10 protein-coding genes are annotated in these 14,617 nt (G+C 68.7%); 2 read left to right on the top strand and 8 right to left on the bottom strand.

All coding sequences use genetic code 11. From position 1 onward, the window contains the following. Window positions 1-23: 23 nt before the first annotated feature. Together ABIC44_RS04795 and ABIC44_RS04790 are read left to right on the top strand one after the other, a co-directional pair. Window positions 24-1,430, top strand: coding sequence for an MFS transporter (locus tag ABIC44_RS04795; protein WP_354294009.1), 1,407 nt, complete (start codon window positions 24-26; stop codon window positions 1,428-1,430). Between the two features lie 14 nt (window positions 1,431-1,444). Continuing rightward, on the top strand, window positions 1,445-4,087 hold the full coding sequence (locus ABIC44_RS04790; RefSeq protein ID WP_354294008.1) for a cellulosome protein: 2,643 nt from the start codon (window positions 1,445-1,447) through the stop codon (window positions 4,085-4,087). A 10-nt stretch (window positions 4,088-4,097) separates the two neighbouring features. Here ABIC44_RS04790 and ABIC44_RS04785 read toward each other — a convergent pair whose 3' ends face one another. The 8 genes from ABIC44_RS04785 to ABIC44_RS04750 all read right to left on the bottom strand — a co-directional run bounded on the left by ABIC44_RS04785 (window position 4,098) and on the right by ABIC44_RS04750 (window position 14,554). Next, window positions 4,098-4,613 carry an FUSC family protein gene (locus ABIC44_RS04785; RefSeq protein ID WP_307102404.1) on the bottom strand — a complete coding sequence of 172 codons (516 nt, stop codon included), beginning with the start codon at window positions 4,611-4,613 and terminating at the stop codon, window positions 4,098-4,100. Continuing rightward, complete coding sequence (poxB, locus tag ABIC44_RS04780; RefSeq protein ID WP_354294007.1) at window positions 4,610-6,334, bottom strand: ubiquinone-dependent pyruvate dehydrogenase; 1,725 nt, start codon at window positions 6,332-6,334, stop codon at window positions 4,610-4,612. The genes ABIC44_RS04785 and poxB overlap by 4 nt, the downstream gene beginning before the upstream one ends. A gap of 159 nt (window positions 6,335-6,493) precedes the next feature. Further along, window positions 6,494-8,236, bottom strand: a complete 1,743-nt coding sequence (locus ABIC44_RS04775) for a hypothetical protein (RefSeq protein ID WP_354294006.1) — start codon at window positions 8,234-8,236, stop codon at window positions 6,494-6,496. 14 nt (window positions 8,237-8,250) lie between these two features. Next, window positions 8,251-9,330, bottom strand: a complete 1,080-nt coding sequence (locus tag ABIC44_RS04770; protein ID WP_309699585.1) for a protein-glutamate methylesterase/protein-glutamine glutaminase — start codon at window positions 9,328-9,330, stop codon at window positions 8,251-8,253. After that, on the bottom strand, window positions 9,330-10,181 hold the full coding sequence (locus ABIC44_RS04765) for a CheR family methyltransferase (RefSeq protein ID WP_354294005.1): 852 nt from the start codon (window positions 10,179-10,181) through the stop codon (window positions 9,330-9,332). The genes ABIC44_RS04770 and ABIC44_RS04765 overlap by 1 nt, the downstream gene beginning before the upstream one ends. Before the next feature lie 69 nt (window positions 10,182-10,250). Then, window positions 10,251-10,742, bottom strand: a complete 492-nt coding sequence (locus ABIC44_RS04760; RefSeq protein WP_307102393.1) for a chemotaxis protein CheW — start codon at window positions 10,740-10,742, stop codon at window positions 10,251-10,253. After that, window positions 10,739-12,433 carry a methyl-accepting chemotaxis protein gene (locus ABIC44_RS04755; protein ID WP_354294003.1) on the bottom strand — a complete coding sequence of 565 codons (1,695 nt, stop codon included), beginning with the start codon at window positions 12,431-12,433 and terminating at the stop codon, window positions 10,739-10,741. The genes ABIC44_RS04760 and ABIC44_RS04755 overlap by 4 nt, the downstream gene beginning before the upstream one ends. A gap of 201 nt (window positions 12,434-12,634) precedes the next feature. Further along, window positions 12,635-14,554 carry a methyl-accepting chemotaxis protein gene (locus ABIC44_RS04750; protein WP_354294002.1) on the bottom strand — a complete coding sequence of 640 codons (1,920 nt, stop codon included), beginning with the start codon at window positions 14,552-14,554 and terminating at the stop codon, window positions 12,635-12,637. Between the last annotated feature and the right edge of the window lie 63 nt (window positions 14,555-14,617).

Below are 14,617 nucleotides of genomic sequence, written 5' to 3'. Positions count from 1 at the left end.
ACGGGGGAGCAAGGGAGAGGGTCATGGCGGCATCGGGGGCGGACCACGCCATAGCGGCGAACGGAGCACAGCGGGGCGAGGCCGCCGTCGCCGCTTCGATCCCGTTCGTCGAAAAGGTCTGTTACGGGCTGGGCGATGCCGGGGGCACGATCGTCACCGGGCTGATCGCCAATTTCCTGACCTTCTACTATACCGACGTCTTCGGGCTGGCGCCGGGGATCGTCGGCATCCTGTTCCTGTCGCTGCGCATCTTCGATGCGATCTCCGACCCGCTGATCGGGATCATGGCCGACCGCACCTCCACCCGCTGGGGACGGTTCCGCCCCTATCTGCTGTGGACCGCGATTCCGGTGGGCCTGAGCTGTTTCCTGACCTTCCAGTCGCCCGATCTGGGCTATGACGGCAAGGTCGCCTATGCGGCGGCGACCTATTTCCTGCTCGCCTTCTCCTATTCGCTCAACAACGTGCCCTATTGCGCGTTGATCACCCGCATGACCGACAGCGCGCGCGAGGGCGTGGCGTGCCAGTCGGTGCGGTTCGCGCTGGTCGCCATCGCCTCCTTCTGCGTGTCGGTCGGCCTGCCCATCATGGTCCGCCAGCTGGGCGGCACCGACATCGCGCGCGGTTACCGGGACGGGGTGGCGATCCTGTCGCTGGCGGCGGTCGCGATGTTCCTGATCTGCTTCCTATTCGTGCGCGAGCGGGTGGTCGCCGCCGACTCGGCCGAGGTGCCGCTGAAGGTCGCGGTCGCCACCACGCTGAAGAACGACCAGCTGCGCCTGACCTTCGTCATGACGTTGCTGCTGATCGGCATCTTCAATACCAAGGGGGGCGCCGCCCTCTATTTCATCACCTATGTGCTGGGCGGCGACACGACCTATCAGGCGCTGTTCTTCGGCACCGCGACGGCGGGCGGGTTCCTGGGATCGGTGATCGTGCCCTTCTTCACCCGGCGGTTCGACGTGAAGACCGTCTATGTCGGGGTGAACCTGATCCTGGTCGCGGGGCATTTCGCCGCCTTCTTCGTGCCGGGCGGCCATCCGATGCTGTGGCTGGTGCTGGTCGGGCTGTGCTGCGTCGTGCTGGGCTGCACCCTGCCGCTGCACTTCACCCTGATCCAGCTGGCCGACCAATATGGCGAGTGGAAGCTGGGCATGCGCTCCTCGGGCATGAGCTTCGCCTTCAACCAGTTCTTCGTGAAGCTGGCCTGGGCGCTGGCGGGCGTGCTGATCAGCGGGGTGCTGGTCATCGTGTCGTACCGGGCGGGGGCGGGCAACCAGACGCCGCTGTCGCTGACCGGCATCCGCGCGCTGTCGACCCTCATCCCCGGCCTGATGCACCTGGCGCTCGCCGCCACCGCCGCCCGCCTGATCCTGACCCGCGCGACGATCGAGCGCATGACCGCCGAGCGCCCCCCATGCTCCTCCTGACGAAAGCCCGCCTGATGCCCTCCCCGCTTCGCCTGATGCTTGCCGCACTGCTCGGATCGACCGCGACCTTGGCCACCGCGCAGGACCGGATCACGGTCGACCTCTCGAGCGACACCGGCGCCTTTCACGGCGGCGCGTCGGGTACGCTCTATGGCCTGTACGATGCGCGGTTGCCGCATCCCAATCTGGTCGAGGGCATCGGCCTGCGCACCGTCTCGACGAAGGCGCAGGACGGGCCGCAGCATCCCGGCGCCGACGCGCTGGAGGTGGCGACGCTGCTGACCGACGCGTCGGGCGGCGACACCTATATCTACATGACCGACATCAACCGCGAATTCCCGTACAACTGGAAGACGGGCGACTGCGCCCAGTCGGTCGCGGCCTATATCGAAAAGCTCCGCGCACAGGTCCGCCAGGTCAAGGGCATGGCCAAGCGCTATCGCGACCGCATCGTCTTCGTCCCCTATAACGAGCCCGACGGGAACATGTTCGCCGACGGTCCCAGGAGCTGCAACGGCGTGCGCTGGCAGAAGGACCCGACCGTCTTCAACGACGCCTGGGACCGCGCCTATCGCATGATCCGGCAGGAGATGCCCGATGCGCGGATCGCCGGGCCCAATACCAGCATCCTGTTCCCCGAGGTGGAGGGCTTCCTGCGCCATGCCATCGCGGCCGACACGGTGCCCGACGTCATCACCTGGCACGAACTCAGCAACCCGGCGACGGTGCGCACCAGCGTGCGCCAATATCGGCAATGGGAGGACAGGCTGTTCGCCGGGACCAGGTGGCAGGGCCGCCACCTGCCGATCAACATTAACGAATATGCCTATAACTACCACACCTCCGTTCCCGGCCAGATGGTGCAATGGGTCGCCGCGATCGAGGATTCCAAGGTCGATGCCGACATCGCCTATTGGAATATCGACGGCAATCTCAGCGACTCGGCGGTGCAGGCCAATCGCGGCAACGGGCAATGGTGGCTGCTCAACGCCTATGCGACGATGAGCGGCCATACGCTGGCGGTCACGCCGCCGCATCCCGACCAGAGCTATACGCTGCAGGGGCTGGCGACGCTCGATCCCGCCCGGCACCAGGCGCGGCTGTTGTTCGGCGGCAAGAGCGGCGACGCGATCGTCGCGCTCGACCGGATTCCCGCGCTGTTCGGCGGGACGGTGCGCGCGCGGGTGCGCGAGATCGGCTGGACCGGCCAGCTGGGCGATGCCTCCCCGCCCGACCTGATCGCCGACCGCGTCCTGCCGGTCCGCGACGGGCGGGTGGAGATGCGCTTCGGCCAGGACGGCCTGCCCGCCCTGCGCGAGGAAGCCGCCTATGAACTGGTCCTGACCCCTGGCCAGGCCGCACGGCCCGCCGCCGTCACCCTGCCCTGGCGGCAGGATTGCGAGGCGGAACAGGCGACCCGCCGGGGCACCGGCCTGACGCTGCGCGGGCCCGAGGGATCTCCCGACAATGTCGATCGCTTCCACACTTCGGGCCGCTATTCGGTCGAGGGGTTCGCGACCGGCCATGACGCGGCGCTGGACTTCGCGGTCGATGTGCCGCGCACCGGCCGCTACGACCTGCGGGTGCTGGCCAGCACCTTCAACAAGGACCCGCTGGCGCAGGCGCAGGGGGCGACCAACGTCTTCCTGACCATCGACGGCAAGGCGGCGGGCGAAACCGAGCTGCTGCTGCCGCTGGGGTACAAGCCCTCGGTGCTCGATCATGTCGATACGGTCCTGTCGCTGACGCAGGGGCGGCATGTGCTCACCCTCTCGACGCGCAGCCGGGACGGGCGCCGCCACACCCAGGGCAATGCGCTGGTCGACCGGATCACCCTGACCGCCGCCGATCCGGCGCCGACGACCGCGCTGTACGACGTGCAGGACGCGGTGCTGCGCGGCGATCCCGCCCCCGCGGGCGACGGCGTCACCCTGTCGTCGGGGACGAGCGCGACCTTCTGGGTCTATGCGCCGCAGGATGGGCCGATGCGGCTGGCGGCGGATATGCGTGGCGGCACGGCGCGCGTGACGGTCAATGGCCGCACGTTGACCGACGGACGCGCCTTCCTGCTGGGCGGGATCAACAAGGTGGTGGTCGGCGGCGCAGGCGGATCGCCCGTGCTGCGCGCGCTGCGCGTCACCCGCGAGGCCGCCCCCGCCGCCCCGCATCGCTATCAGGCCGAGGAGGCACAGGTCGCCGGAGCCGCGCGGATCGGCACCGCCTCGCGCGCCGAGGGGGGACGCGCGGTGTTCGACATCGGCGGCGCGCCCGGCAACGGCAACACGCTGACCTTCCCTCGCGTCATGGCCGACCGGGCGGGCACCTATGCGCTGACCATCCGCTTTTCCAACGACGAACAGTCCAAGGCGACGCACTATAATCCCGACCCGCTCGCCCGGATCGCACGCATCTCGGTCAACGGCGCCAAGCCGCTGCTCGCCACCTTCCCCAACAGCTTCCATGCCAACAACTGGTGGGAGATGACGGTGCCCGTCACGCTGCGCGCCGGTGCGAACACGATCCGCATCTCGGGCGAGGAACAGCCCGAATGGGACGGCCGCACCTATGCGTCGCAGACCTGGCCCGGCGTCCTGCTGCGGTCGCGCTATGCCCCCAATATCGACCGCATCACGATCGCGCCGATGCCCGGCCGATGACCTCCCGCGGCTAGGCCCGGCGGAACAGCAACCGTTCCGCCACCCAGTGGAGCGCCGCGCCGATCGCGACGCCCAGCAGCACCTCCTGCGCGCGGGCGAGCGCGGCGGTCAGGATGGTGCCGCCGGGCGGTACGGTCAGCAGGACGATGACCGAGGTCCACATGCACACGCGCAGCTCGGTGCGCAGCCGCGCGACGGCGGCGGTGATCCCCACCGCCACCGCCAGCATCGCCACCGGCCCCGCCCCGTGCAGGATCAGCGCGACCAGCACCGCGACCCCCACCCCGATCACCGTCGCGACGATCCGCCAGCTCAGCGACCGGTGCGTGTCGCCCAGCGTGTCCTGCGACACGACCAGCGCGGAGACGCTGGCCCAGACCGGATGGTCGAGCCCCAGCCGGTTCGCCACCACCAGCGCCAGCACCGCCGCACCGGTGCAGCGCGCGACGAACGCCACGCTGCGGATCGTGTCCGCCCGCGACAGGCGCTGCCCGACCCAGTCCCTCAGGGCGAGCCGCCGGATCACCGGAAGAGATTGGCCCTGGCCAGTTCGATCACCTCGTCCCCGCGTCCGCTCAGCACGGCGCGCGCGGCGTACAGGCTGAAGCCCTTGACCTGCTCGGCCTGGATCTTGGGGGGCATGATCAGCTCCTGGGTCTCGGTCACGACATCGACCAGCGCGGGCCCGTCATGCGCGAACGCTGCGCGCAGGGCCTCCTCCAAGGCGTCCGAGCGGGTGACGCGCACCCCGAAATAGCCCATCTCGCGCGCGATGGCGGCGAAGTCGGGATTGTGCAGCGACACATTGGTATCGACATAGCCCGCCGCCTTCTGCTCCATCTGGACGAAACCCAGCGAGCGATTGTTAAAGACGACGATCTTGACCGGCAACTTCATCTGCACGGCGGTCAGCATGTCGCCCATCAACATGGTCAGCCCGCCATCGCCCGACAGCGACACCACCTGCCGCGCGGGATACGCCCCCTGCACGCCCAGCGCCTGGGGCAGCGCATTGGCCATCGATCCGTGGTTGAACGATCCGATCAGCCGCCGCTTGCCGTTCATCGTCAGATAGCGCGCCGCCCAGACGGCGGGCGTGCCGACATCGGCGGTGAAGACCGCATCCTCGGCCGCGATCCGGTCGACCAGCCGGGCGACATATTGCGGATGAAGCGGCTTGTCGCCGTCGCGCGGGGTGGCGAGATCGTCCAGCCCCTTTCGCGCGTCGCGATAATGCGCGCGCGCCTTGTCCAGGAAGCGCCCGTCGCGCTCGCCCGCGATCAGCGGGATCAGGCCGCGCGCGACCTCGCCGACATCGGCGACCACCCCCAGGTCGAGCGGCACCCGCCGCCCCAGCGCGCCGGGATCGCGGTCGACCTGCACCACCTTCGCCTTTTCGGGATAGAAATTGCGATAGGGAAAGTCGGTGCCCAGCATCAGCAGCGTGTCGCACTCCATCATCGCGTGATAGCCCGACGAGAAGCCGATCAGCCCGGTCATCCCGACATCATAGGGATTGTCATATTCGATCCATTCCTTGCCGCGATAGGCATGGACGATCGGGGCCTTCAGCGCCTCGGCCAGCGCGACCACCTCGTCATGCGCGCCCGCCGTGCCCGCGCCGCACAGCAGCGTCACCGCCCTGGATTCGTTGAGCAGCGCGGCGACCTGCCCCAGCGCCTGCGCGTCGGGCACGAGGCGCGGCGCGGCGAGGGCGGGGAAGGGAATGGCGCGCGTCTCGGGCGCGGCCTGCAACGCGACATCGCCGGGGATCACCAGCACCGCGACGCCGCGCTGGCCGATCGCGGTGCGGATCGCACGGTGGAGGATTTCGGGCATCTGCCGCGCATCCTGCACCATCTCGCAGAAATGGCTGCACTCGCGGAACAGCTCGGTCGGATGGGTTTCCTGGAAATAGTTCAGGCCGATCTCGCTCGACGGGATATGCGCGGCGATGGCGAGCACGGGAACGCGGTTGCGGTGGCAGTCGAACAGGCCGTTGATGAGATGGAGATTGCCCGGCCCGCAACTGCCCGCGCACACCGCCAGCGCGCCGGTCGCCGCCGCCTCGGCCCCGGCGGCGAAGGCGCCCGCCTCCTCGTTGCGGACATGCATCCATTCGATCTTGCCCGACTTGCGGAGCGAATCGTTGAACGCGTTCAGGCTGTCGCCCGTTACGCCCCAGATACGCTCCACACCCGCCTCGATCAGCGTGCGGTTCAAAAGGTCGGCGATCGTCTCGGCCATCTCGCTAGGTCCCTTGCTGTGCCACGGGGACAGGCGGGTCCCCGTTCATGCTGCAGGAGCGAAACGATTGGTGAGCCGATTGGCTTCGTGACGGACGGGTGAAGCTATCGTAACCCTCGCCCGCCCCGCCGCCGGGACGGGCAATGCCTGCGGACCGGATCAGAACAGCCCGTCATCGTCGTCGTCGAAGGTGACCACCGCGACCGACGGCGCGGGCACCGCCATGCCGGGCAACAGGAAGTCCGCATGGATCACCCGCTCGCACGCCATGGTGTAGAGGCTTCCCGCCCAGGGCAGCAGCTCGGTCAGCGCGGCGAAATCCTCGGCGGTCAGCGCGCCCGCATCGGCCGCATGACCCTGCTGCCCGGCATAGAGGGCCAGCCCCTGCGCGGCGGTCGCCAGCGTGTCAGCAAAGGCGCGCTGTTCGGCCAGGTCGCTGGCACTCGCCTGGAGCGACGCCAGCACGCGCTGCGCGTCGCCATCGCCCTTGGCCATCACCGCGCTGGAGCTTTCGCAGGCCGCGCGGACCACCGCCAGCGCGTCGTTCAGCGCGCCGCGCGTGCGCACCGTGCCGTCCTGCGTGCTGTCCTGCACCAGATCGATCGCCGCCAGCACGCCGACCAGCCGACCGACCGCGACGCTCAACTGGTCCAGACGGCTGGCGCAGGGGGCGACCTCCTTGGCGATGACCGCGACCGCGCGGCCCAGGGTGCCGTGGCGACGGCACAGCAACTGGGTATTGGTCGAGATGTCCTGCACGCTGGTCGCGATGTTGCGGATCCGGCTGAGCCCCTGGGTCAGATCGGCCAGCGTCCGGCTGACGAAGCCGGTCAGCTCGGCGAGATGCCCGTCGGCGTCGCATAGCTGGTCGGTGACGCTGGTCAGCTTGGCGATGTCCAGTTCCAGCCGGACCAGGATCTGCCCGTCATCGGCATTGTGCGAGCCCAGCAGCGTGCGCAGATGATCGGCCAGCGGCCCCAGCCGTTCGAGCGACTGGACGATCGCGACGATCTCCCGCCCGAAATCATCGGCCATCGCCTCCATCTGCGCGGCGGCCAGCCGGGCCAGATGCGCGGCGGCGCCGGGCGGCACCGGCGGCACGTCGCCGATCGTCGCGGGCGCGATGCGGCGCAGGATCGTGATCACATGCTCGGCGCGCTGGCGCACGCTGTCGCCGATCTGGATTGCGCCCAGGATGCGCGCCACCTCGCCCTGCACGGTGCGCATGATGCCCGCCACCTCGTCGGTGGTGCGCATCACCGCGTTCACATGGTCCTGCAACGCATTGGCATTGCCGGTCAGTTCGGACGGCACCGTCCCCCCGGCGCTCGCGCATTCGCGGGCCAGCCGCTGGTCGGCGGCCTGCACCTCGCCGATGACCTGGTTGAACTGGCCCAGATCCTGTTCGATATGGCGCAGCTCGTTCCGGCCGCTGGCCAGCTTCTCGTCCATGCCGACCACGAAGTTCAGGAAGGACGGCTCGCCCGACGAGGCGATCTTGATGTTCATACCATAGATGCCGAGCAGCTTCAGGATCATGCCCACTTCGCCCAGCAGCCCGCGCAACTCGCGCGTGCGCCCGTTCAGCGTCTCGACCTCGACCGCGCGGCGCGCCTGGATCATCGGCAGGGTGATCAGGCGATAGGCGACGTCGCGCAGCCGGGTGACGGCGACCCCGGCGGTCTCGGGCGACAGCGACTCGCGGATCGCCGCCAGCCCCTGCGCCAGCCCGTCGATGGTGTCGATCGCCGAGGCCAGCGCCTCGCCGGTCTGGCGAAAGGCATCCTCCAGCCCCGTCATCTCGCCTTGCAGATGATCGGCCAGTTCCCCGACCGACGGGGCACCCAAAACAGGTCCCAGGACGGGGGTGGCCAGGGGCGTATCGATCCGTGCCATCAACATGGTATTTCCCCTTCTCAGCGGGCCGTGGCTTGCAGCAGTTCGCGCGCGACGCTGCCCAGCGGGATGATCCTGTCATGCGCGCCGCGCGCGATCGCTTCCTTGGGCATGCCGAAGACGATCGAGGTCGCCTCGTCCTGCGCGAAGGTGCGCGCGCCCGCCTGCTTCATCTCCAGCAGGCCGCGTGCGCCGTCGTCCCCCATGCCGGTCAGGATGATGCCGACCGCATTGGCCCCGGCATTGCGCGCCGCCGAACGGAACAGCACGTCGACCGAGGGGCGATGGCGCGAGACCAGCGGTCCTTCGCGCACCGACACGACATAGCGCGCGCCCTGCCGTTCCAGCATGGTGTGGCGCAGGCCGCCGGGCGCGATCAGCACCCGGCCGCGCATCACCGTGTCGCCGTCCTCGGCCTCCTTGACGTCGACCTGGCACAGCCCGTCGAGCCGCTTGGCGAAAGCGCGGGTGAAGCTCTCGGGCATATGCTGGACGATGACGATGCCCGGCGAATTGGCGGGCAGCGCCTCCAGCACCTCGCGCAGCGCCTCGGTCCCGCCGGTCGACGCGCCGATGCACACCACCATCTCGGTCGTGCGGCTCATCGCGCGGCCGGTCGGCGGCGGCAGGACGGCATCGGCGGTCAGCTTCTGCGCGGGGGCCGTGGTCCGCCCCTGGCGCCGCGCGCCCAGCCGCGCGGTGGCGGCGCCCTTGACCGTCTCGCGGATCATCAGATGCGCCTCGGCCAGATGGTCCGCCACCCCGACGCGCGGCTTCAGGATCACGTCGACCGCTCCCGCCTCCAGCGCCTGGAGCAGCGTCTCCGACCCTTCCTCGACCAGCGAGGAGCACATGACGACCGGCACCGGGCGCTGCGCCATCAGCTTGCGCAGGAAGGTGATGCCGTCCATGCGCGGCATCTCGACGTCGAGCGTGATGACGTCGGGCACCTCCTCCTGGATGTAGCGCGCGGCGGCGAAGGGATCGGCGGCGGCGGCGATCACCTCGATCGCCGGATCGGCGGACAGGATCGCGGTCATCGCCTGGCGGACGCTGGCGCTGTCGTCGATGACGAGGACGCGGATTTTCTTGACCGGCATCAGACGCGCTCGAACACGGTGTTGGCGACCGGGCGCAGCGGCAGCTGGAACCCGGCGATCGACTCCGAATGGCCCAGGAAGATCAGCCCGCCGGGCCGCAGACAGGCGACCAGCCGCGACACCACCTTTTCCTGGGTCGGCTTGTCGAAATAGATCAGCACGTTGCGGCAGAAGATGATGTCCATCGCATCGCCCACCGGATAGCGTTGGTCCATCAGGTTCATCTGCGCGAAGCCGATCGCCGAGCGGAGGGCGGGCACGATCCGCATCTCGCCGCGCTTGGGATCGCTCGGCCGCATCACATAGCGGTTGCGCAGCGCGGTCGGCACCGGGTCCAGCATCGCCGCCGGATAGACACCGCGCCGGGCGGTGCGCAGCACCTCGCTGTCCAGATCGGTCGCCAGGATGCCGAAATCGGGGCCGCCCTTGTCCTGGGCATAGGCATCGAGCAGCATCGCCAGCGTATAGGGCTCCGCCCCCGTCGAGCAGGCCGCGCTCCACACCCGCAGCTGGCGCACGCCCTCACGGTGCATCTTGGGCAGCGCGGTATCGACCAGATAGTCGAAATGCTTGGGTTCGCGGAAAAAGTCGGTCTTGTTGGTGGTGACCGCGTTCAACAGATGCTCGCGCTCCCCCTCCAGATGATTGCCGTCGAACAGCCAGCCGCAATAGTCGCGCAGGCTGGACAGGCCGTTGGCGCGCACCCGGCGGCGCAGCCGCCCCTCGATCATGGTGATCTTGACCGGCGGCAGGCGGATGCCGCACTCCTTGTAGATATAGGCGGCAAGCCGATCGAAATCGCGCGGTTGCAGCGTATCGGTCGTGTCTGCCACGCGGGCCAGATTGCTCAAGGGGTCGGCTCCTGTTCGCCGGAAGGAAAGGGACCGGCCGCCGCGCCGGGCGGCCGGTTGCAAGAAGGATCAGGCCGCCAGGCCCAGGGTCGCCAGCGCGTCGGGCCCGTCATCGGCGCCGAACAGCCGGGCGGGGTCGAGCAGCGCGACGAAGCCCGCCCCGCGCCGCAGGATCGCCTCGATCTGCTGCGACCGCCAGCGGCCGCCGATATCGGGCGAGCCCTCCACCGAGTCGGCGGCGAAGGTGCTGACGTCGAGCACCCGGTCGACCACCAGCCCCAGCGCGAGCGGCGCGCCCCCCGCGCCGGTCATGTCCACGACCAGGATCCGGGTCGTCAGCGTCGGCTCGACCGGCGGCAATCCCAGCCGCGACCGCAGATCGACCATCGGCACCGACAGGCCGCGCACATCGGTCAGGCCCAGGAACCATTCGGGCGCGGCGGGCACCCGATAGGCCGGACGATGGTCCAGGATCTCCCGGACCGCGGTCACGGGAAGCGCGAACTCCTCGTCCCCCAGACCGAAGACCACGACCTGGATGTCTCCCCCCGCCGCGCTCATGCCGCGCGTCCGAATTCAGCGTCTTCGCCATCCGGGCCGCCATTGGTCAGGTCGAGCGCGAAGCCGCGCACCCGCGCCTGCTGGTCGGCGACCGAGCCGGGCCGCGAGGACGACGGAGCCTTGGCCCTGACCTTGGCGACGGCCGGGCGCGAGGCCGGGCGGCGATTGTGCGGCGTGCGGGCGGGAGCCCCATGGCCGATCGTGTCGACCTGGAAGAAGGCGATGCCTTCCTGAAGCTCCTCGGCCTGGCTGGCCAGTTCCTCCGAGGTGGACGAGATCTGCTCGGAGGCCGAGGCGTTCTGCTGCGTGACCTTGTCGAGCTGCTGGATCGCCTCGTTGATCTGGACCGCGCCGATATCCTGTTCGCGGCACGCGGCGCTGATCTCGGCGACCAACTCGGCGGTACGTCGGATGTCGGGGACCAGCCTGGTCAGCATCTCGCCCGCCTGGGTGGCGGCGGCGACGGTGTCGGACGACATGCCGCTGATCTCGGCGGCCGCCGTCTGGCTGCGCTCGGCGAGCTTGCGGACCTCGGCGGCGACCACCGCGAAGCCGCGACCATGTTCGCCCGCGCGCGCCGCCTCGACCGCCGCGTTGAGGGCCAGCAGGTCGGTCTGGCGGGCGATTTCCTGCACGATGCCGATCTTTTCGGCGATGGTGCGCATCGCGACGACCGCCTTCTGCACTGCCGCACCGCTCTGTTCGGCGTCCTGCGAAGACTGACGCGCGATCTTCTCGGTCTGGGTGGCGTTGTCGGCATTCTGTTTGATGTTGGCGGCCATCTGCTCCATCGAGGCCGAAGCCTCCTCGGCGGCGGCGGCCTGTTCGGTCGCGCCCTGACTCACCTGCTCCGACGAGGAGGACAGCTGCTGGCTGCCGCTCGCGACATTCTGCGCCGCCTGGGCGGTCTGGGTGATCGTGTCGCGCAGGCGGCCGGTCATGCGGTTCACCGTGTCGACCAGATCCTTGATCTCGTCATTGCTGCGGACCGACACTTCGTTGTTCAGGTCGCCTTCGGCCACTGCGGACATGGCCTCGCCGACCTTGCGCAGCCCGTTGGACACCAGCAGCGCGATCCACACCGCACCGCAGATCGCGATCAGCAGCGCGACCGCGGCGGTGGTGAACATGGTGGTGCGCGCCGATGCGTAGAGCGCGTCCGACTCGGCATTGGCCTTGACCATCTGCCCCTGGGTGATGATCGCCAGCTTGCCCAGCGTCTCGCTCAGATTGGTGGCGATGGTGCGCCCCTCGGTCATCGAGATCTGCGCGGCCTCGGCATTGCGATTCTCCATCGCCAGGCCGCGCGCCCGCTCGCTGACCGCCTTATAGGCGCGCCATTCCTCCAGCGCCTTGGTCCAGACCGGACGCCCCTGCTCGGTGGCGATCTTCAGCCCGCCGTTCAGGCTTTCCTGGATCTTGGCGTCATATTGCGCGAACAGCGCCTCGAAATTGCGGTTCGCCGCCGCATCCTGGGTCAGCATCATGTTCTTTTCGGCGCGGATCGCGCGGCCGATATCGCCATCGGCGGTCAACGAGAGCTGGATACGCTTGGCCGGTCCATCGATGATGTCCGCGATCATGCTGTTCAAAACGTTGATCTTGGAGATGCCGACCCCGACGACCACCGCCAATAGCAACAATACTACCGCGAACGTCCCGGCCAACTTCATCTTGATGGTTGCGCGCATCGTCAGTCCCCGTGAGAACCACCTTTCGAGGTGGTTTCGAATCACCCATAAAATTTCGATCATCAATTAACCGGCAACTGATGAAGGATTGGTTCAGAGCGGATGCTCTTGTGCCGATTTTACGCGGCCTTGCGCGGCGATGGCGTCCGGGAGCGAGGCAATGCGACGCCCCGCCCCCGATACCCGCCCCCGATGGCGACGTCAGGCGACTCGGCCGAAATCCACATCCTCGCCGTCCGGGCCGCCGCTGGTCATGTCGAGGGCGAAGCCACGCAGGCGCGCCTGCTGGTCGGCGACCGATCCGGCACGTCCGCCGCCGGGCCGCGCCTTGGCCGCCGTCGGACGCGACGCGGGCTTGCGCACTGCCGACTTGGCCGCCGCCGGACGCGCCTCCTGCGCCACTTGGAAGAAGGCGATGCTTTCCTGCAAATCCTCGGCCTGGCCCGCCAGTTCGGTCGACGTGCCCGATATCTGCTCGGAGGCCGAGGCGTTCTGCTGGGTCACCTTGTCGAGCTGCTGGATCGCCTCGTTGATCTGGACCGCGCCGATATCCTGTTCGCGACACGCGGCACTGATCTCGGCGACCAGTTCGGCGGTGCGGCGGATGTCGGGCACCAGCCTGGTCAGCATGTCCCCCGCCTGGGTCGCGGCCGCCACCGTATCCGACGACATGCCGCTGATCTCGGCCGCCGCCGTCTGGCTGCGCTCGGCCAGCTTGCGGACCTCGGCGGCGACGACCGCAAAGCCGCGACCATGTTCGCCCGCGCGGGCCGCCTCGACCGCCGCGTTCAGCGCCAGCAGGTCGGTCTGACGCGCGATCTCCTGCACGATGCTGATCTTCTCGGCGATGGTGCGCATCGCGACGACCGCCTTCTGCACCGCCGCCCCGCTGATCTCGGCATCCTGCGACGACTGGCGCGCGATCTTCTCGGTCTGGGTGGCGTTGTCGGCATTCTGTTTGATGTTGGCGGCCATCTGCTCCATCGAGGCCGACGCTTCTTCCGCCGCCGCAGCCTGCTCGGTCGCGCCGCCCGACACCTGCTCCGACGAGGAGGACAGCTGCTGGCTGCCCGCCGCGACCAGGTCCGCCGCGCCCGACACGTTGATCGCAAAGCTGGTCAGATTGTCGACCAGATTGTTGATCGCATCCTTCATCCGGCGATGATCGCCCTCGCACGCGATATCGACCCGCTCGAGCAGCGAGCCCGTGCTGACGAGATTGAGCACCCGGTTGCCCTCGCCGATCGGCAGCAGGATCGCGTCGAGCATCCCGTTGATGCCCTGGACCAGACGCGCGAAGTCGCCGGGGAAGCGCTGGGCCTCGCCCCGCTCGCTCAGCTGCCCTGCGGTCGAGGCGGCGATCAGCCGCTGGATTTCGCCGATGATCGCCTTGAAATTGGTGCGCAGCAGCTCGATCGTCTCGTTGATAAAGGCCTTCTTGCCGGGCAGCTGCTCCATCGGCGCGTCGAAATCGCCCTCGCCGAACTGCTTGATGCAGGCCATCGCCTTCTTCTTGGCGGCGATATGGTTGGCCACCATGTCGTTGAGGCCCTTGGCCATCGCCGCGAAGTCGCCCTGGAACCGCTCGACCGGCACGAAGACGTCGATATCGCCGCGATCATGCTCGGCCGACATGGTGTTCATCTCGGCGATCAGGCCCTTCAGATTGCCGCGAAGCTGCTCGATCGTGTCGTTGATGAACGCCTTCTTGCCGGGCAGCGGCGCCAGCGGCGCCTCGAAATCGCCCTCGCCCAGCGACTTGACGCAGGCCATCGCCATCTTCTTGACCGCGATATGGCTGGCGACCAGGTCGTTGACCAGGCGGGCGGCGGTGGCGAGGTCGCCCTGGAAATCGTCGACCGGCAGCATCGCGTCGATATCGCCGCGATCATGCTCGGCGGCCATGTGCGACAGCCGCCGGGTAAAGGCGGCGGCGGGGGACGCCGCCGCTTCGATCATGTCGTTCACCGCGACCAGAATGTCGCGCGCCTTGCCGGTCGCGCCGGTCAGATCGGCCCGCTCCTGCGTCCGCCCCTGGGCGAAGGCGCGCTGCAACCGGGTGATTTCCATCGTGGCGACATCGACGTGCGATGTGGTCTTGAGCGAGGCATGGAAACGCATTTTACTGCTCCGAAGAGGTTATGATCTTGAAAAAGGAAGCGGGGCGGTATCGATCGATACCGC

Source organism: Sphingomonas sp. 1185 (genome assembly GCF_040544655.1).
Lineage (GTDB): Bacteria > Pseudomonadota > Alphaproteobacteria > Sphingomonadales > Sphingomonadaceae > Sphingomonas.
The sequence above is the reverse complement of the archived record's forward strand: the minus strand, read 5'-3'. Positions and strand labels throughout refer to the sequence as shown.

Coding starts and splice junctions, on each gene's coding strand:
- ABIC44_RS04775 (WP_354294006.1), bottom strand. CDS start 8,236: ATGTTGATGGCACGGATCGATACGCCCCTGGCCACCCCCGTCCTGGGA.
- ABIC44_RS04750 (WP_354294002.1), bottom strand. CDS start 14,554: ATGCGTTTCCATGCCTCGCTCAAGACCACATCGCACGTCGATGTCGCC.
- poxB (WP_354294007.1), bottom strand. CDS start 6,334: ATGGCCGAGACGATCGCCGACCTTTTGAACCGCACGCTGATCGAGGCG.
- ABIC44_RS04795 (WP_354294009.1), top strand. CDS start 24: ATGGCGGCATCGGGGGCGGACCACGCCATAGCGGCGAACGGAGCACAG.
- ABIC44_RS04755 (WP_354294003.1), bottom strand. CDS start 12,433: ATGCGCGCAACCATCAAGATGAAGTTGGCCGGGACGTTCGCGGTAGTA.
- ABIC44_RS04790 (WP_354294008.1), top strand. CDS start 1,445: ATGCCCTCCCCGCTTCGCCTGATGCTTGCCGCACTGCTCGGATCGACC.
- ABIC44_RS04760 (WP_307102393.1), bottom strand. CDS start 10,742: ATGAGCGCGGCGGGGGGAGACATCCAGGTCGTGGTCTTCGGTCTGGGG.
- ABIC44_RS04770 (WP_309699585.1), bottom strand. CDS start 9,330: ATGCCGGTCAAGAAAATCCGCGTCCTCGTCATCGACGACAGCGCCAGC.